Genomic DNA, 22,253 nt, shown 5'->3' with positions numbered 1-22,253 from the left:
ATGCTCTTATTGGGATTTTTTCTGGGTTTAGCGGTAGGCATTGGGTTTTGGGTTTGGCAACAGGTTCAACTTAACCGCTACCTAAGACGCGTACTCCAACCGTTAACCCCACATTCTTACAAAGTGGGACTGCCGCTGATTCCTGGGTTACGGCAAGAAATTATGCTCTTGAGGCAGCAGCGACAAGATTTCCAACAGTCGTTGCAAAGTTACCAAGATGTGCTGGAATTTGCACCAGTGGGATATTTGCAGGTGGATGAAGAAAATCAACTGTTGTGGTGCAACCAGCAGGCGCAAGATATTTTATATCTGCAAAGGTGGCAACCAGGGGAAGTAAGGTTGTTGTTGGAATTGGTAAGGTCTTACGAACTCGATCGCTTTATCGAGCAAACTCGCGATTGGCAAAAACCACAGACGAAGGAGTGGGTATTTCACCCGTCTTGTGACAATGCCGCAGAAATACCGAAAATAAAATCTCTGACTTTGCGTGCATCTAGCTTGCCTTTACCCAACGGGCAAGTAGGAGTATTTTTAGAAAATCGTCAACCCCTATTAGATATAAATCAAGCACGCGATCGCTCTTTTTCCGATCTAGCGCACGAACTCAGAACGCCTTTGACTTCCATTCGCTTGGTTGTGGAAACTTTACAAAACCGTTTGGAACCGCCTTTAAATCGCTGGGTTAATCGCCTCATGCAAGAAGTTGACCGCTTGATTAGCTTGGTGCAAAGCTGGTTAGAACTCACCCAAATGGAAACAAACCCCAACATGCAATTGCAAACCGAAGGTGTAGAATTGCGATCGCTTATTGCATCTGTTTGGGAAAATCTAGAACCTTTAGCACAGCGACAACATCTTTCTCTAAGTTATTCGGGGCCAGAAAATCTGTGGATTAAGGCAGATCCAGCCCGTATTTACCAGGTTTTTCTCAACTTGCTGGACAACAGCATTAAATATAGTCTTCCTTCTACTTCCATTCGCATCCAAGCGAAAATCCTATCAGGGAATAATAATGGAGGCAATGCTGGTTCACCGTACCTCGAAATAAATCTTATTGATTCCGGTGTAGGCTTTTCCCAAGCAGATTTACCCCACATTTTTGAGCGATTTTATCGAGGAGATAAAGCTAGATCCCATTCCCCACAGGATAATAATTCCATAGGGGCGATTGTTGGCAATGGCTTAGGCTTAGCGATCGTTCAACAAATCCTTCTGGCTCACGGTGGCTCCATTAAAGCGATGAACCATCCAGAAACAGGTGGGGCGTGGATGCAAATTCTACTCCCAGAAGTGATGGCAAACTCCCTAAGCCAAGACTATAGTTAAAAATATCTTCACGTTTGAGATTACAAGTGTGAAAGCTGTCCGTTACAGTCCCAATTCTCAGAGACCCCAACTGGCACGCGGTATTAGGCGTTTAGAACGGGATGTATTACGCATGGGAGCTTTGGTGGAACAATCATTTCGCCTCAGCCACCAAGCGTTATTTGCTCGTAACCTAGCAGCAGCTGAGGAACTTCCCCGATTAGATAAAAAAATCGATCGCTTTTATAGACAAATCGAATCAGATTGTACAGCGATTATGACGCTGCAATCACCTACAGCACAAGATTTGCGTTGCTTGAGTGCTTTTATGCAGCTTGTCCGAGACCTAGAGCGCATTGGCGATTATGCTAAAGATTTAGCTGAGATTGCTATTAAAATCTTTCCCTATGCGCCTCATACGTCTTTACCAGATATTGAAGTCATGTCCCGTCACGCTCAGGCAATGCTAGCAACTAGCTTAGTAGCTTTGGCAGAGTTTGATGAAGCCGGCGGTCGGGGTTTAAAACACTTAGATGATACCGTAGACGATGCCTACGATCGCGTTTATCAGACTTTAGCCCAACAACGCGATGTACCAGGCGTCGTTGAGCCAATTGTACTGTTGGCGCTGGCGATTCGTTGTCTGGAACGTATGGCAGATCACGCCACTAATATCGGTCAAAGGGTAGCATATATCGTTACTGGTCAACGCTCCTAATTACCCTCTTGAATAAGTCTCACTAAATAAAAATCTAAAACCTTATCGATCGAGGCTTTTAGCAATTTCAGCTGAGGTTGAGGAGCTAGTGTGTAGCGGTGATTCCCATGACAGCTGTTCATGTGGGAAAAGCCCAATACGGTAGCTCGCCGTTGGTATGTGAGGAATATAGCAACCCCAAGAGTAATACCGTTTCCCTTGAAAATTGATACAAATAAACGGCAGGGAGCAGGGGGGAGAGAATTAGAAACTAATCATTTATAACAAGCTATTTGGGAAATAGTAAGTAAGTGGACACAATTATTTAGAAGACGCATTTCGACTGCGCTCAATGCTCGATCCTTGAGAAGACGAGGGTTGAGCGAAGTCGAAACCCGGCAACCTCAAGTTATACCGATTTGAAAAAAGAATGCGACAGACGGGTAGGGGCACAACAATGTTGTGCCCTTACGGATAATTGATGTGTCGCAAACATTATTTGAATTGGTATTAGGTTTAATTTAGTCCTTCTACTTATAACCCAATACATAAATAGCTTGTTATTGTTTGGTTTCACTCTGTTCAACCCAAGCTAGATTTATTTTTCTCTCCGCAGAATGATAGAAAAGAGTGAACTCTAGTTAACAACAAAGGCGCAGGTTAACTCAAACGAAGCCTCCCTGCATAGATTTTTCTCAATGGTACAAGTTGGAATCAGATCTCAGAAAATTAAGTTAACTAAATATTTTACAAAAAGCTTACCTTTTCTTAAACTTGCACAATTAAAGTAACGGGTGAACAGCTAAACAACTCCTTTTTTCTCACTATATAGACGGTTTGAACCAAAAGCTATTCTGATGAGAAAGTTTTGATTTAGCTGCTAGTGGTTGAAGTTTAAGCATAAATAAATACTCTATATAAAAAAATATTAGATTTTTTTAATAAAAGCAGCAATATCCCCTAATAATTTCTGTGGCTAGGGTTCATGATGTATTCCACAATTTCCACTCCAAACTCTTATGGGTTGTCAAAAAACTCTGCTATAGAAGGGCAGGTATCACAATACATATTTACCCGTCGAGAAGTAATTCCCCCTCGACAAGATGTACTTTGGCGCATCGAACATGGCGCAGTTCGTACTCTAACCTGGGGTGAAGATGGAACATTCATTACTCTCGGTTATTGGGGACTAGGAGATCTTATTGGCTATCCTTTGTCTAGAATTAAGCCATATCAAATTGAATGTCTGACAGGTGTAGAAGTTAGTATTGTCCCACCTCATCTGTGGCATCAAGATATTGACGCTTTATTGTCTCACATCCAACAAACAGAAGATTTACTGAGCATAGTGCATCGCAAACCAATTTCCTTACGCTTATGGCAATTTTTACTATGGTTAAGTGAAAAATTTGGACGTGACACAGACAAAGGCAAGCTCATAGATCTGAATATTACCCATCAGGATATTGCAGAAGTTTTAAATACTACGCGAGTAACAATCACACGTCTGCTACAGCAATTCGAGGAAGAAGGAACAATTTTACGTCACAAACGCCGCATTATTTTGCAGTTACGAAAAAATATGAATTAGTAGTTTCAATTCAGCAGTGTATTAATTTGCTTGTATTAATTAAAGGACATAAGGTATAATCGGTGCTGTGATTTTGTGTGAAAGAACCCAAAAGTAAAATGTTTTAAGCATTTTACCATTCTTGGAATAGTTAGGTGTGAGTGAAACTAAAAATATGACAAAACAATTCTGGAATCTTATTAAGCTTAGTCCAATTGTTGTCGCCGCTACATTTTGCACAGCAAATGCCGCTTTTGCTGATGAAGTTAACGACGAAATAACAAATGTTGCTCAGTTATCTGAAGCTCAAGAATCTAACAGTATCGATCAGGTAACATCAGTTTCTCAGTTTTCCGATGTCCAGCCTACAGATTGGGCATTCCAAGCTTTACAATCTCTAGTTGAGCGCTACGGTTGTATTGCAGGTTATCCAAACAGCACCTATCGCGGTAATCGTGCTTTGACCCGTTACGAATTTGCCGCAGGTTTGAATGCTTGTTTAGACCGAGTTAACGAACTAATTGCTACAGCTACCGCTGATTTGGTAACTAAACAAGACTTGGCTACCCTACAGCGCTTACAAGAAGAATTTTCTGCGGAATTAGCTACCCTGCGCGGTCGTGTGGATGCCCTTGAAGCCCGTACTGCTGAATTAGAAGCTAATCAATTCTCCACTACTACCAAGTTGGTTGGAGAAGCAATTCTCAACATATCTCAACCTTTTGGTGACACAAGAGCAGTTGCAAGTGGCGATCCAACTCAAGACTTAGATGCCAATACGGTTTTTGATGAGCGCGTTCGTTTGAACTTGTACAGCAGTTTCTACGGTACAGACCAGTTGCAAATCCGTTTGAATGCTGGCAACATCATCTCCAACGCTGGTGTTACTGGTACTAACATGACACGCTTGGGCTATGACGTAAGTAATACCACTAACGCTGTTTTCATCGATAAAGTCAACTATGCATTCAACTTTGGTGATGCAGTACGCGTGAAAGTTGACGCCACTGGTGGTGAATTATATGAAAACGTCAACACCTTTAACCCTGACTTTGCTAGCTCCGGTAGAGGTGCGCTATCTCGTTATGGACGTTTCAGCCCCATCTATCGCCAAGGTCAAGGCGGTGCTGGTGTGACTGTTACTTTCAATCCTAAAGGTGCGATTAGTTTGAGTGGTGCTTATCTAGCTAGAACTGCTAACGACCCTACGGTTAATAATGGTCTGTTTAATGGTGATAGCGTTATCTTTGGTCAGTTATCTTTCCAACCTAGCAAAGCCTTTAATATTGGTCTAAGCTACGCCCGTACTTATCAAACAGATACTGTTGCTAACAACCTTTTCCAAGGTACAGGTAGTGCTTTTGCTAACAACCCCTTTGGAGCTGGTAGTCGTGTTGAATCTAACAACTACGGCGTACAAGCTACTTTCCAATTTAGTCCTAACATAGCTCTTAGCGGTTGGGGTGGTTATGCAACAGCTGATGCGAAAACTGGTGTGAATGCGGGCACAGATGCAGATTCTTGGTGGTGGGCTGGAGCGCTTGCTTTAAAAGACTTTGGTGGAGAAGGTAACGTCTTAGGTGTTATCTTTGGTCAACCACCCAGAATTACTGGTGGTAGCATCAAAGACGTTGCTGCTAACGTTAACTTAGACGACGATACCTCTTATCACTTAGAAGGTCTTTACAAGTTCAAAGTCTCTGATAATCTGCAAATCACCCCTGGGTTGTTGGTAATCTTCAATCCAGAACACAACGATGCTAACAACACCATTTATGTAGGTACCCTACGTACTACTTTCACCTTCTAAGATCCAGAATTAGATAAACAAAACCCCACCTGAAGGTGGGGTTTTGTTTAGGAAGAAAAATGGTTATGTAGGATTGTAATCTGGCTGATTTGATAGATCTTTTGGGCGGCGATCGCTACTCCAAGCCCACCACACACAACCACAGTGACAAGAATAAAATTCTTGCCATTTACGACGACGGTCTTCTGTGAGTACAGGCGATCGGCGATTTAACCAAACTTTTTCAGCTTCGAGGCTACTTGAGGAACAGCTAGGGCAACAAAACTCGTAAGCATGTATCGCCTTATTTGTCCATTCAGGTGGAAGGGGAGCAAAAGCGTCCATGATTAGGACAGGAAGTAGGGGGTACAGATTGGCGAGTAGTGTAGTTCAAGTAATTGAAAAACACTGTCATAATTAGCAAATCAATATTCTTAAGAATTTACCTATTCTATTGATAAATCTTAATTTAGAGAAATTTATACCAATAAAATATTTACTTTTTCAAAGATATTACAAATCAAAGGCTAACACAAAAAGTTTCTCTTTTTCAGATTTTCCATTGGTACATCTTACCAGACAAGGAGCTTCAAAGGCGACGGGCGAGACGCTCACTACAGAAAAAATCTAGATATTTCTTGTAAGATAGACATCTCGTTCGTCCCATTACTCTCAAATTAGCGAAACTTGATATTTTCGGAACTAGTCAGCGCGGACATTATGGCTAATAATAAAATTTATGGAGCCAAATGCTGAGATTCGCCGTTTATTAGATGTGATGCCTGCTTCTGGCCGGATGACGACAAAAATTGTTAGCAAGCCAGAGCAAGCAAAAGTGATTGACGCCTCCTTTCCTCAACCCTGGAATCAGGCGCGACCGATATACATTAATTTTGATTTGTGGCGTCGCCTAACAAAGCCACAAAGAGACTTGCTGCTGTTGCAGGTGGTTAGCTGGTTGACAGGGGTGAAGTGGTTTAAACCCGATATTTATCAAGGTGTAGTGCTGGTGGGGCTGTTGGGTGGATTATTGGAAGCAGCACAATCAGATGTGGTAGGTATAGCCGTGGCTGGAGGATTAAGTGCGATCGCTTCTGTTCGTATCTGGCGGACTAACAAGTCTCAAGAGTCAGAGTTAAACGCTGATGCAGCAGCAATTCGGGTAGCACAACGGCGCGGTTATTCAGAGGTTGAAGCAGCACAACACCTGTTATCTGCAATTGAAGCGGTAGCCAAAATTGAAGGGCGTTCCAGTTTAAATTTTAGCGAATTGATTCGTTGCCAAAATTTACGAGCGATCGCTGGGTTGTCACCAGTAAGTATGCCAGAAAATTATCAGTAGATAATGAAGAGTTTAAAAGTCAGAAGGCTGAAAGTAAAAGCTGCTCAGTCACATAGTTTCACTAGTTAAGGCTTTATAGAATTTCAAGCATAGTTGAGGACGTAAGCTAAACGTCAAATCGGGACAATAAAAATTTTTGAAGCCTACTTTTGTTCGTTACCATACATTTAATTATGCCTATCTTCTTAAAAAGAAGAATAAAAAACTTCATGCCTTAAGGCAAATTAATTGTATACAAAAATCTAGAACAAATAAATTTCATTTTGTAATAACAATGTTAAACAATAAAATCATCAAATATACTTCGAGATTACCTTTTTCTTCTCCTTGGTTTATTATAATTATTTTTTCTGCCCTTGGTTTAATAGGTATTCTCAACCATTCGATGTGGCGAGATGAACTAAATCCTTGGCTTATTGTCAGAGATAGTGAATCTTTTGGAGATTTAATTGGAAATATTCATTATGAAGGCCATCCCGTTCTATGGTATTTTTCTCTGGCACTTCTGAGAAGAATAGTTGATAATCCTTTAATTATGCAAATTTTTCATTGGGGAATTACTGTCGCCTCAGTTACTATTTTTTGGTTATATAGCCCTTTTAATTATCAACAAAAATTTCTGTTTTCGTTTGGTTACTTTACTTTTTACGAATATCTTTTAATTTCTCGAAACTATGCCTTTAGTATGTTATTTGTTTTTGCCTTTTGCACAATTTTTTCATCTAGAAAAATAACTTATGCTTATTTGGCAATTTTATTGGGCTTACTAGCAAATAGTAGTGCTTATGGTTTATTAGTATCATTTTCTTTAGCATTGACTTTGCTAGCTGAATTTTGTTTTGATAGCGAACATCGCCAGCAGTATTTTAGCCAAAGTCAAAAATACGATCTATCATTAAGTATTTTAATTATAATATTTTCTTTTATTGCATCTATTTATATTATTACTCCACCAGCAGATAGTTATCTTTATGGTGGGTTAAATAATGGTTGGGTAATACAACTAGATTTACGACATTTCTTAAGAAGCATAGGTAGAATATTTGGCAGTTATTTCTTAATTATTCCTCAGCATAAAAAGTGGCTGGATTTAATAATTTGTACGCTAATTGCTTTATTCGTTGCAACTTTAACCTCGATTAAATTATCTAAAAAGCCAGTTCCTTTATTCTTATACATTACAGGAAATTTGGTACTACTTGCCTTTACATACTTGAGATTTGTAGGTATGCCGAGGCATTTTGGACATTTTTATTTAATTCTGATAGCGGCTTTATGGCTGGGAAATTATTATCAAGAATCTCTAGTTTTACTCAATAAATTTTCTGTTCGCCCAAATTCAATTACATTTGTTCATAAATGGCATCATATTGCTTTGATGTTAATTCTTTACGTCCAATTTTTGGGAGGTATTTATAGTTTTTCAAGAGATTTAGTTTTACCATTTTCTGCAAGTCGTCAAACAGCGCAATACCTTCAAAAATCCGGGTTAGATCGTGAATTTATTGTTGCTAGCCGAGATGCCAATATGGCTCCTTTATCCGGTTATCTTAATCGAAAGCTTTACTATCCAGAGCTTAAAGAAATGGGAAGTTTTACCTTATTTAACAAAGCTCGTCAAGATGTTCAACAAGCTGATATATTAAACCAAATTAATTCTCTACTCAAAGATCGAGACGATCGCAATAAAATTTTGTTAATTTTAAATAAAAAACTGAATGTCAACCGCAATGATTTAAAGATTGTTCCGATTAAAGGTTTTGAGAAAAACTGGATCGATAGCGAACGATATTATCTTTATTGGGTAGATAAACTATAAGGATGAAAGGATGATGAACCACATAATTTCGGAGTTCTGAGCCAGATTATGGTAGTCTAGAGCAAAAGATATTTCATTAAAGCTACAGCAAGTAACTAATCCTTCTGTTTAGGGGCGTTTTACAGCGTTGCTCTGTTTTATAAACAAAAGGCTTGATTGTTCTACAAGCAGAATGTATCGCCAAACACCCGAAATTCAAACTTTTGCATCCTTTGACTAGCTTATCGCTGCGATCGCTAGCTGCGATCGGTGAGCCTACTTTACACTGGAATAAGAGAATGTGTCGTTAATTGACTTAGATTTCAGAGACTAAAGAGTTTAGTGATACCTTCTCGGTATTGGTTATGAAGTACTTACCTTGTGTGGTAAAACTTAATTTAAATTCTGTCAGTGACTAACGGAGTTGATGAGAATGAACTTTATACTTTTTGTCTTAGCAGTAGTTTATGCAGGAGGCGTCTGGAAATTTTGGACTGGATTTGCACGGACTAATTTTAATCCAACTTTGACCAATCGCGTTGGTTTATCTTTGCTATGGCCAGCTTTGTTTATTACTAATCAATCCTATCGCCGAAACTTTAGAAAAGCATTAAAGGGTTAGATTTTATTATTAAGTTATCTGAAGTATAAGGTGACATACAGTAGAATTCAGAATCCAGAATTAAAACAGGTCTTTTAACTGGGTTTGAGAGTGAGTTTGTCTGCTTCACTTTCTTTGAAATCTGCTGTACATCTTAATATAAATCTAACCGCCAACCCCCCTTTCTTACTAGGAAAGGGGGGTTGGTTCTACTCATCCTAAAAGGAGAAGAATTAGGGAAGGGATAAGTTCCTAATGTTTATTTGGTAAGGAGATGGATTGCTCCACCTACGGCTGCACCATCGATCGCATTGCCGAGGGTATCTTTGCGATCGCCAGTGATTACACCAGTCAATGCGCTAGCACCCGCACCAACACCGATATCTTGAGCAGCGTTACGGTGACGGGGATTGCTTCTGAGTCCGTTTGCACCATTTACGGCTGCACCTGTAGCACCGCCCTTAACAGCATTACCTAAGAAATCACCATTTCCCCTAATAGCTCCGGTTACCACATTGGTAGCAGCCCCAATACCGATGTCACGTAGAACTCGATCGTCGGCAGAAGCTTGTTGAGCGGGTACTAAAGTAACACCAGCTAAACTTGCAGCCATGAGGCTGGGTAAAAGTGTGCGTTTTAGGATTGTATTCATTATCTTAACCTTCTCAAAACATCAAACAATTGAATAAAGTTCAAAGTTACTGAGTCAGACAAAATCTGATTTTTTGGTTTGGACGACAGCAACTATTTATTGTTTGAGAACATATACATAATGACATTTAGAAACTCATAATTACTTCTACTCAAAGCATGAAGTTAGAATCAGTCTAGAGAAGGCCTTGGCTATTTTGTAGGTAATTCTGGGGATTACACATTGACAAAATAAATTAAACGTAGAGCAGGGGTTTTGCGATATAAAACTTTGATTTTTGATGCTAAACCGCGTAGTGTTTACCGTATCTATCTAAAGGTATGCCAATTAAACTAACTCGTCGGGGTTAATATTCAATTCTCTGAGCTTAGCAGCCAAGCGTTGCGATCGCTCCCACCCTGTCTGTAACAAATTACCTCGATCGTCCCACCAGCGCAACCAAGGTAATTCTAGATTTTGATAGCGGCCTTGCCAGATTTCCAATTCTACACCCATTGATTCAATGGGATAATGTCCGCGATCGCTTGTAGGTACTAGCTCATATTCACCTCTGAGCAATTGATAAACCTCTACACTGGCCTTTTTCACCTCATAAATGCCATAAAAGGGAACTCTAATTGCTTGCTCATAAACCCAAAACTTACCTGTAATTCGTGTTTTGTCTCGTTCTTGCTCGCCATTCCCAGAGACAAATTCCAAGACAATCAACGGTGCAACGTATTCTTGCCACAATACATAAGAACGGCGTACTTGACCATTTAAAGTCGGCGGGACATTTGGCACATAAAACCAGTCTGGTGCTTCGGCGCCTTTTTCTGTTGGTTCAGTAATTCGCCAATAAATACCGCTATCTTGACCAATACAATATTGTCCGTCAGGATGTAATTTTTGCAAGATTGGTTCAATAGAATCTGTCAGCAATATGCTTTGAGGATGTTCTTGCAGGTTTTTTACAAATTTGCCGTCAGATTCTGGTAGCTCCGTATGGTCTGGTAGGGTTGATTCAATGTCTAATGGTATCTGTGCTGAGGTCATGGGAACCTCCGAGGTTTGGGGGGTTATTAAGGTAAGCTAATCAGCATTTAAGTTGCATAAAGCCAGGGCTGAAGCACTTACTACAAGCAAATCAGTCTGGAAAAATGAATGACGATTAGCTTAATATGGCTAATATGGCATTTTTATGGTTGGTTGCGGCGCTTACCAAAACAAATAAGAGTTTATTCTCTGTATATCAATCCCGTGAAAACAAATAATTACTACCAGCTTTACTGCCAGCGTAATCAAAAATACTTTAATAGCGTCAAACGAATTGACCCAAATCACACATCTAGGAAAAAAACCAATAGATAAAATACCAAGAGAAAGATAACCAAATAAAGTTAAAGCAACAGTCATTAGCACAATACCAAATGTTAAGCCTGCTGCAAGTATAGTTCCAATTCTGTCTTCAAGAATTAGCGTTACTATTGTTCCTTTAGTCAAGGCTAATACCAACCAAGAAAATATATTAATATAAAAATTATTTTTAAAAATCCACTGTATATTCCAAATAATAAGTACAGTTAAAATTACAAGTACGGCTCCTACTTTTATTCCTGTGATAGCTAAATTCAGATTACTAATTTCCTTCATTAAATTAATCGCTAGAGTTGCATTGATTACCCCAATTACAATTCCTCCAAAAAAGGTAATGTTTAATCGTAAATCTTTTTGAGGCAAAGAACCATTATCCATAATACAAATCTTTTAAGAATCAGTTTGCGACCAGTTTTCTAAATTAATCCCCTGTACTCTCTGCAAATCATAATCATTAGATACTAGAATTAAACCGCGTGCGATCGCAGTAGCAGCAATCAATATATCTTGCTCTTGGATAGTAAAACCTCTGCGTTGTAAATCCAAATGAATTTCACATGCTCTTTCAATAATTTCTAAATCGTCTATTAATAAAATTTTATATATTCGGCAAAACTGATTAAATTCAGTGAGTTGTCTTGTTGCATTGACAGCTAAAAGCCCTCTTTTCACCTCATAGTAAGTAATACAACTTATAAACACATCTTCTTTTAAACGGCGTACTTCACGGATTTTTTATCTACGATTGCATTTTTCTTTAAAATATAAGTAACAATATTTGAATCTAGCAGATAAGTCACTCTCTATCTACCTTCCACTGCTGCATCAAAAATTGCTATTTGCTCAGGTGTTAAATCGTTTAAAGTACCTGAAACTGCTTCCAAAGTCAATATTTTTCTAATTCTACGTGTCAGAGCGTCTTCGGTAATAGCTTTCATTTCTTCTTGTGTAAACTGACCAAACATATTTACTAACATTTCTACCATTTCTTGTTTGTCTAATTTCAATTGATATAGATTATTATCTCGAAACAATTTTTCTACAATTGGTAATATTCGGTTGGCTAAAACATCTCTTTGGCTTGAAATTTCCTGCATAACTTCATCCAATGATTTAGTAAATTACTTCAATTATAAACAATTGCCCTCAGCGAACCTCCGCCTATGCCTTGGCGCTCCTCTGCTTTGAAAAAACAAAAAAGGCGGGCTTTTCGGCCCACCCTACAAAAGATTAAAAGAATATTCTGTTGCTATTAACCCAATAATTGCTTAGCTTTAGCTAACACATTATCAACGCTAAAACCAAACTTCTCTAGACAAACACCACCAGGAGCGGAAGCGCCAAAGCGATCGATACTAACGATGTCGCCTTCAGTACCTACGTACTTGTGCCAACCGAAACTAGAGCCAGCTTCTACAGCCAAGCGCTTGGTAACAGCTTTCGGCAATACAGACTCTTTATAAGCTGCGTCCTGTGCTTCAAACAAATCCCACGCAGGTAGGGAAACAACGCGGACTTTTTTACCTTCGGCTGTGAGTTTCTCAGCTGCGGTGACGGCGAGGTTCACTTCTGAACCAGTGGCAATTATAATCAACTCTGGTGTACCGTCGGAATCTACCAATGTGTAACCGCCCTTGGTGACGCCTTCAATGGAAGTACCTGCCAAGTTGGGGACGTTTTGACGGGTGAATGCTAACAAAGTAGGAGCATTTTGCTTTGCTCTTTCGATCGCCACCTTATAAGCACCAGAGGTTTCTGTTCCGTCTGCGGGACGAATCACCGTTAGGTTAGGAATAGCCCGCAGGGAAGCTAGGGTTTCAATGGGTTGGTGGGTCGGACCATCTTCACCTTGTCCAATAGAATCGTGAGTCATCACCCAAATTACCCCAGCTTGAGATAGGGCAGATAAGCGGATGGCAGCACGCATGTAATCTGTGAAGATCAAGAATGTCGCGCCGTAGGGAATTAATCCCGAACCGTGCAACGCGATACCATTACAGATGGCACCCATACCGTGTTCCCGAACGCCAAAGTGGATGTTGGGATTTTGGTATTCCCCTTTTTGAAAGTCGCCTTTACCCTTGATTTCGGTAAGGTTGGAGTGAGTCAAGTCAGCAGAACCACCGATTAGCTCAGGTAAAACTGCTGCTAGCTTGTTGAGGCAGGTTTCCGAGTGTTTGCGCGTAGGCGCTGCTTTGTCTTCAGCTGTGTAGGTGGGTAGTACTTTATCCCAACCATCAGGCAGTGTGTGGTTTAAGTAGCGTTCAAATTCAGCTGCTTCTTGGGGATACTTAGCTTTGTACTCGGCAAATGCTTTGTTCCACTGGTCTTCGTAGCCTGCACCGCGTTCTACAGCTTTGCGTGTATGGTCGAGAACGTCTTGGGGAATTACAAATGGCTCGTATTCCCAACCCAAATTTTTCCGAGTCAGTGCTACTTCGTCTCCACCCAAAGCAGCACCGTGAACGCCAGCGGTGTTTGCTTTGTTGGGGGAACCGTAACCGATGGTGGTTGTTACCTTAATAAAAGAAGGTTTATCGGTGACAGCTTTGGCTGCTTCAATCGCATCGGCAATTCCATCTAGGTCAGTGTTACCTTCTTTGACGTGTTGGACGTGCCAACCGTAAGCTTCAAACCGCTTGGAAACATCTTCAGTGAATGCTACATCTGTGGAACCGTCGATGGAAATGTGGTTATCGTCGTACAGAGCGATGAGTTTGCCTAATCCCAAGTGTCCTGCGAAAGAACAAGCTTCACCGGAAATGCCTTCCATGTTGCAACCGTCACCCAAAATTACGTAGGTGTAATGGTCAACAATCTTGGCATCGGCTTTGTTGTATTTAGCGGCGAGGTGTGCTTCTGCGATCGCCAAACCGACTCCGTTGGCAATTCCTTGACCTAGTGGGCCAGTGGTGACTTCCACGCCTGCGGTCATGAAGTTTTCTGGGTGTCCGGGAGTTTTCGATTCCCATTGACGGAATTGCTTGATATCTTCAATCGATACGCTGTCGAAGCCTGCTAGGTAGAGCAGGGCATACTGCAACATCGAGCCATGTCCGGCGGACAAGACAAAGCGATCGCGGTTAAACCATTTGGGATTTTTGGGGTTAAACCGCAAAAAGCGATCCCATAGTACAAAGGCCATGGGAGCCGCGCCCATCGGCAGCCCTGGGTGTCCCGATTTTGCCTTTTCTACGGCGTCAATAGCCAAGAAGCGGATCGAGTTAATACAAAGTTCTTCGAGGGATTGGGTTGCAACAGCCATAATATGATTGTTTTTAACGACGGGTTAGCACTCTTTGAGCTTCTCACTCTTACTGGGTTATTTTTCAAGAGTTAACAGTTAACAGTTAACAGTTAACAGTTTTATTGATTATGGTTTGAGTTTCCCATATAAGCGTGGTAACTGTTCATTGATAACTGGCACCGATCAAAATTCCCACAGTATACTCATCATCCCATTCCCGATTGTCGATGGACAAGCGGGATGTCCTGAGTTTCTGGTGATAAATCAAGCTGATAATTGGGTCATGTTGAACCCTTAGCTTATATCAGAATGATATTTATGGTACTTTGCACTGGGCAGGGGGCAGGGGACAGGGAAAGAGGAGGGAGAGAAATAACTTCTGAATTCTGACTTCTGAATTCTGAATTCTGACTTCTGAATTCTGACTTCTGACTCCTGACCCTTGACTTGTTTTAAAGGTATTTCTTAAAGGCTAATGTGACATTATGACCGCCAAACCCAAAAGAATTGGATAGTGCCACTTCAACTTTTTGAGCGCGGCTAGAGTTTGGCACGTAATCTAAGTCACATTCTGGATCGGGATTTTCAAGGTTGATTGTTGGGGGAATTTGGTCGTTCGCGATCGCCAGTACTGTTGCTACTGCTTCAATGCCTCCAGAACCGCCCAATAGATGACCTGTCATCGATTTGGTGGAACTAATTGCTACTTTATAGGCATGTTCTCCCAAGGCTTTTTTGATGGCTGAGGTTTCAGTTGAATCGTTAGCTGGGGTGCTAGTGCCGTGAGCATTGATGTAGCTGATTTGGTCGGGAGTTAGGCCTGCATCCTTGAGAGCCAGTTCTATGGCTCTGGCTGCGCCTAACCCACCAGGTACCGGGGAAGTCATGTGGTAAGCGTCGCAAGTCATACCATAACCGATCATTTCGGCATAAATACGAGCGCCGCGGGCGATGGCGTGTTGCAGTTCTTCTAGAATTAAAATTCCTGCACCTTCACCCAAAACAAAGCCGTCGCGATCGCGGTCAAAGGGGCGGCAAGCATGTGCTGGGTCGTCATTCCGAAAAGAAAGCGCCTTGCAGGCAGCAAATCCAGCCACAGACAATGGTGTGACAGCCGCTTCTGTGCCACCACAAATCATTGCTTGGGCGTATCCCCCTTGAATTAAGCGAAAAGCATCTCCAATGGCATTGGAGCCAGCGGCGCAGGCTGTGACAGCGCAGGAGTTTGGCCCTTTAGCACCTGTGTGAATTGCTGTTAGTCCTGCTGCCATGTTAGCAATCATCATCGGTATCATGAATGGACTACAGCGATCGGGCCCGCGGTTGAGGTAGACAGTTTGCTGATCTTCTAATACTTTGATGCCACCGACGCCAGAACCGATCGTGACACCCACCTGTTCCGCGTTTAAGTCATTGATAACTAACTGCGCGTCAGATATAGCTTGTTTTGCTCCTGCAACCCCAAATTGGGCAAATCGATCCATCCGCTTGGCCTCTTTGCGCTCCAAGTAATCATGTGGATCGAAGTTTTTCACTTCACCAGCAATGCGGCAATCATGGCGAGACGCATCAAAAAATGTGATGTAGTCAATGCCATTGCGTCCACTTAATAATCCATCCCAATATTCTGTTGCTGTGTTACCAATAGGTGTAATCGCGCCAACACCAGTTACAACAACGCGTTTACGTGTAAGATCTGTCATGATTCAGTTAAAGGTGGCGAAAAAGCGAAAAGTCGAGCCAGTGCGTTGGGCGGGTTTCCCGACTTGAAGCACCTGGCGTCGGTGCGCCGGCTTTTGGCGATAGAGTGGCGATTCGCCGTGCTTGCGAGCGTCTGCCTGCGGCAACGCCAAGGGCGAATTGTTAGTGCAGCGTTAGCGACTGTGCGTAACGTCACTTTTTAAGACGAAGCAGGCAAAAAATTTGAGATTAGCGACTAGGTACTGGTGACTAGGTGCGAGAGAAAAATCTTCCCAATCCCCAATCCCCAATCCCCGATCGATTAAGCTGATGTGGTAACTTTGTTGCTAATGTAATTTACAGCGTCTTGAACTGTTAAAATTCCTTCGGCAGCTTCGTCAGGAATTTCAATATCAAATTCTTCTTCCAAAGCCATTACTAATTCAACGGTATCTAAGGAATCAGCGCCTAAATCTTCCATAAATGTGGATTCTGGTTTGATTGTGGCAGCGTCGTCAACGCTAAGTTGTTCGGCGACGATTTTTTTAACTTTGTCAAAAAGTTCCGTTTGGCTCATAGATATCAAGTCCTCAACTAATTGCTAGAATCTGCTCATTATAGGAGACATTTTTTTGAGCATATACATCTTATCGTCAAGCGCGATCGCCCGCACACTGCCAACGATTTTTCTGTTAGAAAACTCTTGCCCAGAGTCAAAAGAATCGCTGAGTTTTCTTTGACCAGTTGAACAGTAGGGCGCGGTACGCCATCGCCGACACTATGTAAATGCTTTTGTTTTCCGATTGATTATTGTCTAGAGCGATCGCTCTAACCCAAACTATACTTATATGCTATCTCAGACACTGAAATACGCTTACTTTCCTGGTTGTGTTGCCCAAGGAGCATGTCGGGAACTTTATCAATCAACTCAAGCCCTCACTCAAGCACTGGGCATTCAACTAGTTGAACTTAAAAAAGCCGCTTGCTGTGGTTCGGGTACTTTTAAAGAAGATTCCCAACTACTGGAAGATACAGTCAACGCCAGAAATATTGCTTTAGCAGAAGAATTAAATCTGCCGTTGCTTACCCATTGCAGCACTTGTCAAGGTGTTATCGGTCACGTCAACGAACATCTAAAGGAATGCCAAACTACTAACCCTAACTATGTTGAACAGGTTAATAGCTTGCTGCACAAAGAAGGCTGTTCGCCTTATCGCGGCAGCACTGATGTTAAACATCTCCTTTACGCCTTAGTAAGAGATTACGGTTTAGAGGAAATTACCAAACGTGTGACTCGGAAATTAACTGGATTAAAATGCGCGGCTTTTTATGGTTGTTATCTCCTCCGCGCTCAAAAGTCGATGCCTTATGACGATCCTTTCCAACCAGAAGCGATGGAAAATGTTTTTCGGGCGGTTGGTGCAACACCAATTTATTACCGAGGTCGCACGCAATGTTGTGGTTGGCCGCTGTCAAGTTATGCCAGTACCCAATCTTTTAAGATGGCGGGGATGCATATTCAGGAAGCCTTAGCTTTAGGTGCTGACTGTATGGTTACACCTTGTCCTCTGTGCCATTTAAATTTAGATTCCCGCCAGCCAGAGGTAGAAAAGGTAATCGAACAAAGGCTAGGTTTACCAGTGTTACATTTACCCCAGTTGATTGCTTTGGCTGTTGGAGTCAGTCCAAAAGAACTGGGTTTAGAACGTCACATTGTTTCTACAAAGCCAGTGTTAGAAAAATTGGGCTTTTAGTTGAAAATTGTTTAAGTTTCGAGTTCTAAACTTTAATTGTCGAATTCAGAACTTGAATGTTGCTGTTTTTGTTTGATTTGAATTGAAGATGGGCTATGGTAGCACAGCTGTGCTACCGTACTAAACTGCAATTAATCCACACCGAAGCGATCGCGGAACTCATCAGCCAAGGCATCACCAGCAGCCCCCACCAGTTTACCAACAATGGGATGAATTACAACGCCAGTTACTGCCCCCGAAAGGCTGGGCAAGTTCTTAATAAACCATTTTTTGACGTATGCCATTGTATCTAAATCAGGTTGTTTGGCAGTGACCGCTTCTTCTAGTTCTACTACCCGTTGTAAAGCAGCTTCTTTTTTTTCTGGGGGTGCTTCTGACTCTACTTGTCCTTTGACGTTAGCCAGTAACCGCCGCAATACACCTAAATCATCTTCTGTGACTTCTGGCTGTGGTACAGAGGTGATGGTTTGGTCTTGACTGATTTGTTTGCCTACGGCTACTTGTCCGCTAACACCACCGGAGATGTTAGCACTGATATTGTCTCCAGCTTTTTGTTCTTCATTCATGGTGTTTTACCTGCAAACTCAAAGTGTTTTGTGATTCTCTAATACCAAATCCCGTTCTGTAACCCCTGTTTCTTCTCCCCCTGCCTTCTGTGTTTTTTTAAAAGAGAGCAGTCAATTAGGAATTTCTATAACCTCGGTTGAACTGATTGTCACGGTAACCGTAGCCTCATCAGTTGCGCCATTAGCATCCTGAATTTTGTAAGTAAATGTATCTGTAACGTTGGAAACGTTAGGATTTACTATATAACCCAAAGTTCCATTTTTATTTCCACGGACAACTCTGCCATACTGACCTTGAGTAAATTCAATAATTCTGAGTTGCTGTGGATTACCACTAGGTTCAATGTCATTACCTAGCACATTGATACTAACTGTACCATTAGGTTTTGTGTCTCGTTGGTCGTCAACTGCTTGGAGTTGTGGTCTAGATGGTGCTACTGTTACCCGTACAGTAGCCGTTGCCGTGGCACCTCTAGCATTCTGAATGGTGTAAGTGAAAGTATCTTCACCAGAAAAACCACGGTTGGGTTGATAAATCAGGCTTTTCGGGTCATCAGCGCGTGAGACTTTGCCATTCGTTCCCTGAGTAAAACTAATAATGTTGATGACATCGCCATCTGGGTCGCGATCGTTGTTCAATACAGGAATGGTAACTGCCTTAAAGTAAGCGGTTTTTGATGTATCAAGATTTGCTTCTGGTGCTTGGTTTGGACGTTGTGCTACCGTCACCTTCACTGTAGCCCTTGCTGTAGCACCTTTAGCATCCCGAATGGTGTAAGTGAATGTATCTTCACCAGAAAAATCACGGTTGGGCTGATAAATCAGGCTTTTTTGGTCATTGGCACGTGAGACTCTGCCATTCTTTCCTTGTGTAAAATTACTGATGTTGATGGCATCGCCATCTGGGTCGCGATCGCTGTTTAATACAGGAATAGTTACTGCTTGAAAGTAGCCAGTCTGTGATGTATCGGGATTTGCTATTGGTGCTTGGTTTGGTTGTTGTCCTACCGTCACTTGTACAGTAGCCGTTGCTGTTGCACCTTTAGTATCTTCAATAGTGTAAGTGAATTTATCTTCACCAGAGAAATCACGGTTGGGCTGATAAATCAGACTTTTCGGGTCATCAGCGCGTGAGACTCTGCCATTCGTTCCCTGAGTAAAACTAATAACGTTAATGGCATCGCCATCTGGGTCGCGATCGTTATTTAATACAGGAATAGTAACTGCTTGAAAGTAGCCCGTCTGTGATGTATCGGGATTTGCTACTGGTGCTTGATTTGGCTGTTGTCCTACCGTCACCTGCACAGTAGCCGTTGCCTTAGCACCTTTAGCATCTTCAATTGTGTAAGTGAATGTATCTTCACCAGAAAAACCACGGTTGGGCTGATAAATCAGACTTTTTGGGTCATTGGCGCGTGAAACTCTGCCATTCCTTCCTTGAGTAAAACTAATAATGTTAATGACATCGCCATCTGGGTCGCGATCGCTGTTTAATACAGGAATAGTTACTGCTTGAAAGTAGCCCGTCTGGGATCTATCGGGATTTGCTATTGGTGCTTGGTTATTTGAACTAAAACCCTCACCCGTTAGCTGCACAAGATGTGGTTTATCAGCGGTATTGTCAGTAATACTGAGGTTAGCATTACGCTTGCCGATATCTGTAGGCTGAAAGTTGATGCTGACAGTACAGTTTGCTTGCGGTTGGATAGAATCTTGAGGACAGGTGTTATTGCTAATTGTAAAATCATTAGACTCACTGCCAATAATTTCAATTTTTCTTGTGATTTTTAACAATCCTGAGCCGCTGTTTTGAAGGGTGAGAGTTTGCGGTTGGCTAGGAAGTTTTAGCTGTTGACGGCCAAAGTTGAGGTTATCGGGGCTAAGGCTGAGGCGGGGTGTCGGTCGAAACAACAAAGACCAAACGAACCATCCTGTTAAGCCTACGAGCAAAAGGGCGAGGAAAGTTTTCAGCCAAAATGAAGTTGGTTCAATCTTGGGTGATGTAGTTGGTATTGCAAGGAGATTGAGATTGTGACGGGTTACCGCTGCGCCAATTTCATCACCCAAGGATTCGCGGATTTGTAAGGCTTGAGTCAGGTAATTTTCGGCTGTGGTCGTATCCTCTAAACAGAGGGCGCGACTACCCAATTGATGCAAAGCCCAAGCTTCGGCCGCTTTGTCCCCCATTGCTTGGGCTGCTTGCAGTCCCCATTGCAATAATTTTTCCCATAAACCCCATTGCTTACTCAAAGCAAAAGCGCCCTCTACAGCTTTCACTAACTGTAAAATCTCTGCCCACCGCCCAACCCCAACCGCCCATATCAAGGTTTGGAAAATTGCATCGGTTTCAGCTAATAAAAGACTATGTGATGTTTGATACTGCTGTGTCCAGTGTCTGAAATATTCCAGAGCGTTCTCTCGCCACAGCGTTAAATCCCACTCTTGTTGTATAGCTTCAACTAGGCTTTGATTGAGACTGTAGCGATCGCCTTTTATTTCAACAAAATTAGACTTGACTAAGGTATTCAAAATTACCTCAGTATCCGGTAGCTTACTCATAGCTGCGGCCTGTGTCATTAACAGCGCTACACCACCCAAGGCAGCTAAAACTCCTAATATCACCAGTTGCGGCTTTGTCTGTAACTCTAAAATCCGCTTGATTAGCGAGTTACTTTGTTGAGAGGACTGGAGTTGCTGGACTACCTCGCTAAGCGATCGCTTTTGTTCTTGCACAGTTGCGATCGTTAGAATCAATTGTAGAGGATGCCCTTCTAAAACCGTGCAAAGAGTTTCTGCTAGCTTTTGTTCTTGAGTGGTTAGCTGGCGTTGCAGTTCCCTTTCAACCAAGGCGATCGCATCTTGAATTGGCAGTCCTACCAATTTCATTCCTTGTCCCTCTCCCCAGAGGTGACGTTCTGGAGAAGCTAAGAGAAAGGTGCAACCAGGAGTAGCATCGAGCAGTTCTGCAAGATCCTCCCGTGTTAATTTTTGATCGTCGAGGATGATTAAAGCTTGTTTATTTTGTAGAGCTTGACGGATTTGGGTATTAGTTGGTTTATAGGCAATATCGGTTTCATAGAATGCTTCAAAAAAACATTGCAGTAGGTCAGCTACAGTTTGATGACGTACAGTAAAACTGATTGCCCCATCAGCAAAAGCCCCACGAATTTGGGGATGATAAGCTAAATAACGCAGTAGAACTGACTTGCCTAAACCAGCTGCGCTGTAAAACTCTACCGATTGCTTAGATTCTAGAGTAGCGATCGCACTTTTTATCTCATCCTTGCGCCCAATCAACTCTGGAAAGGGACGCGGTAATAAAAAGACTGGTGTCGCAATAGCTTTTTGCCGTGGTTGCTCTTGTGCTGAGGCAATATTCACTACACCGCCGTGGACTGAACCAATCTGAATAATGCGACTCCCAACGGCTATTTGACCACTAATTTCTCCTTGAATTTGGGCTGTAATATTAGAAGTCATCGAAGAAGCTTAATTTATTATTTATCTACCGCATGACAAATAGGAAAATCAGAAAATTAACTTCAAAAGATTAAGATACTTAATCTTAGATGACTTATATTTTGGCAGTTTTTACATATTGCGGAAGTACCCTCTAGGGTACTTTATTTTTCTTTTGAGAAAGATATTTTATAAATTTGGTTTTGGGTAAAGGGTAAATATTTTTCTTTCTATTCGCTTTCCCCTTTTGCCCTTAAGGGATTAGCAAAAAAATTATCCAATATTGTGGGGTGGGTGTCTCGACCCCCCCACAAGAAGAGTTGAATGTTTTTTTTATTGCAAGCCCCTAACCGACAAGTATTGAGTCAGAATCCAGAATATTGGGAAAATCAAGCTTGCTATAATTTTCTAATTTTCTAAAAAATTAAGTTTGCATA

Annotated in this window: 19 protein-coding genes and 1 pseudogene; 9 read left to right on the top strand and 11 right to left on the bottom strand. The window is 41.8% G+C overall.

The genetic code is table 11. The features are described 5' to 3' along the window. From NSTC745_RS04045 to NSTC745_RS04030, 4 genes are all read left to right on the top strand, one after another. Positions 1-1,326 carry a sensor histidine kinase gene (locus tag NSTC745_RS04045; RefSeq protein WP_445636004.1) on the top strand — a complete coding sequence of 442 codons (1,326 nt, stop codon included), beginning with the start codon at positions 1-3 and terminating at the stop codon, positions 1,324-1,326. A 28-nt stretch (positions 1,327-1,354) separates the two neighbouring features. Continuing rightward, complete coding sequence (gene phoU / locus NSTC745_RS04040) at positions 1,355-2,023, top strand: phosphate signaling complex protein PhoU (protein WP_096536279.1); 669 nt, start codon at positions 1,355-1,357, stop codon at positions 2,021-2,023. 964 nt (positions 2,024-2,987) lie between these two features. Beyond that, on the top strand, positions 2,988-3,593 hold the full coding sequence (locus tag NSTC745_RS04035; protein ID WP_445636003.1) for a Crp/Fnr family transcriptional regulator: 606 nt from the start codon (positions 2,988-2,990) through the stop codon (positions 3,591-3,593). Positions 3,594-3,747: 154 nt separating this feature from the next. After that, the gene (locus tag NSTC745_RS04030; protein WP_445636002.1) at positions 3,748-5,382 is read left to right on the top strand and encodes an iron uptake porin; all 1,635 of its coding nucleotides are present in this window, start codon (positions 3,748-3,750) and stop codon (positions 5,380-5,382) included. Positions 5,383-5,445: 63 nt separating this feature from the next. Here NSTC745_RS04030 and NSTC745_RS04025 read toward each other — a convergent pair whose 3' ends face one another. Continuing rightward, on the bottom strand, positions 5,446-5,706 hold the full coding sequence (locus tag NSTC745_RS04025; RefSeq protein ID WP_445636001.1) for a hypothetical protein: 261 nt from the start codon (positions 5,704-5,706) through the stop codon (positions 5,446-5,448). Between the two features lie 394 nt (positions 5,707-6,100). Between NSTC745_RS04025 and NSTC745_RS04020 the strand changes: the two genes are divergently transcribed. From NSTC745_RS04020 to NSTC745_RS04005, 4 genes are all read left to right on the top strand, one after another. Beyond that, on the top strand, positions 6,101-6,703 hold the full coding sequence (locus NSTC745_RS04020) for a DUF3318 domain-containing protein (RefSeq protein WP_445636000.1): 603 nt from the start codon (positions 6,101-6,103) through the stop codon (positions 6,701-6,703). 136 nt (positions 6,704-6,839) lie between these two features. Beyond that, a complete protein-coding gene (locus NSTC745_RS04015) occupies positions 6,840-8,522 on the top strand; it encodes a hypothetical protein (RefSeq protein WP_445635999.1) in 1,683 nt (560 codons plus the stop codon). A gap of 152 nt (positions 8,523-8,674) precedes the next feature. After that, positions 8,675-8,812, top strand: coding sequence for a hypothetical protein (locus tag NSTC745_RS04010; RefSeq protein ID WP_445635998.1), 138 nt, complete (start codon positions 8,675-8,677; stop codon positions 8,810-8,812). Between the two features lie 122 nt (positions 8,813-8,934). Next, positions 8,935-9,123 (top strand): hypothetical protein, encoded by a 189-nt coding sequence (locus NSTC745_RS04005; protein ID WP_445635997.1) that lies wholly within the window; start codon positions 8,935-8,937, stop codon positions 9,121-9,123. Between the two features lie 238 nt (positions 9,124-9,361). Here the strand turns inward: NSTC745_RS04005 and NSTC745_RS04000 are convergent, their stop codons facing one another. The 8 genes and pseudogenes from NSTC745_RS04000 to acpP form a co-directional block, all read right to left on the bottom strand. Then, on the bottom strand, positions 9,362-9,754 hold the full coding sequence (locus NSTC745_RS04000) for a hypothetical protein (protein ID WP_445635996.1): 393 nt from the start codon (positions 9,752-9,754) through the stop codon (positions 9,362-9,364). Between the two features lie 327 nt (positions 9,755-10,081). Beyond that, positions 10,082-10,789, bottom strand: coding sequence for a Uma2 family endonuclease (locus NSTC745_RS03995; protein ID WP_445635995.1), 708 nt, complete (start codon positions 10,787-10,789; stop codon positions 10,082-10,084). Between the two features lie 162 nt (positions 10,790-10,951). Continuing rightward, complete coding sequence (locus tag NSTC745_RS03990; protein WP_445635994.1) at positions 10,952-11,488, bottom strand: hypothetical protein; 537 nt, start codon at positions 11,486-11,488, stop codon at positions 10,952-10,954. Positions 11,489-11,500: 12 nt separating this feature from the next. Further along, positions 11,501-11,910, bottom strand: a pseudogene (locus NSTC745_RS03985) (type II toxin-antitoxin system VapC family toxin). Positions 11,911-11,913: 3 nt separating this feature from the next. Further along, positions 11,914-12,207, bottom strand: coding sequence for a hypothetical protein (locus NSTC745_RS03980; protein WP_445635993.1), 294 nt, complete (start codon positions 12,205-12,207; stop codon positions 11,914-11,916). A 155-nt stretch (positions 12,208-12,362) separates the two neighbouring features. After that, positions 12,363-14,375 carry a transketolase gene (tkt, locus tag NSTC745_RS03975; protein ID WP_445635992.1) on the bottom strand — a complete coding sequence of 671 codons (2,013 nt, stop codon included), beginning with the start codon at positions 14,373-14,375 and terminating at the stop codon, positions 12,363-12,365. A 434-nt stretch (positions 14,376-14,809) separates the two neighbouring features. Further along, entirely contained in the window at positions 14,810-16,060 is a 1,251-nt protein-coding gene (fabF, locus tag NSTC745_RS03970) for a beta-ketoacyl-ACP synthase II (RefSeq protein WP_445635991.1), read from the bottom strand. Positions 16,061-16,359: 299 nt separating this feature from the next. Then, complete coding sequence (gene acpP / locus NSTC745_RS03965; protein ID WP_096536303.1) at positions 16,360-16,614, bottom strand: acyl carrier protein; 255 nt, start codon at positions 16,612-16,614, stop codon at positions 16,360-16,362. A 271-nt stretch (positions 16,615-16,885) separates the two neighbouring features. On the opposite strand from acpP, the gene NSTC745_RS03960 reads away from it, so the two are divergent. After that, positions 16,886-17,791, top strand: coding sequence for a CoB--CoM heterodisulfide reductase iron-sulfur subunit B family protein (locus tag NSTC745_RS03960; RefSeq protein ID WP_445635990.1), 906 nt, complete (start codon positions 16,886-16,888; stop codon positions 17,789-17,791). A gap of 131 nt (positions 17,792-17,922) precedes the next feature. On the opposite strand, the gene NSTC745_RS03955 is transcribed toward NSTC745_RS03960, so the two are convergent. Together NSTC745_RS03955 and NSTC745_RS03950 are read right to left on the bottom strand one after the other, a co-directional pair. Continuing rightward, positions 17,923-18,357 carry a hypothetical protein gene (locus tag NSTC745_RS03955; RefSeq protein ID WP_445635989.1) on the bottom strand — a complete coding sequence of 145 codons (435 nt, stop codon included), beginning with the start codon at positions 18,355-18,357 and terminating at the stop codon, positions 17,923-17,925. A 111-nt stretch (positions 18,358-18,468) separates the two neighbouring features. Beyond that, positions 18,469-21,837, bottom strand: a complete 3,369-nt coding sequence (locus tag NSTC745_RS03950) for an Ig-like domain-containing protein (RefSeq protein ID WP_445635988.1) — start codon at positions 21,835-21,837, stop codon at positions 18,469-18,471. Positions 21,838-22,253 lie beyond the last annotated feature (416 nt).

The sequence above is a fragment of the Nostoc sp. DSM 114161 genome (assembly GCF_052692665.1).
This window is presented reverse-complemented; position numbering and strand designations above follow the sequence as displayed.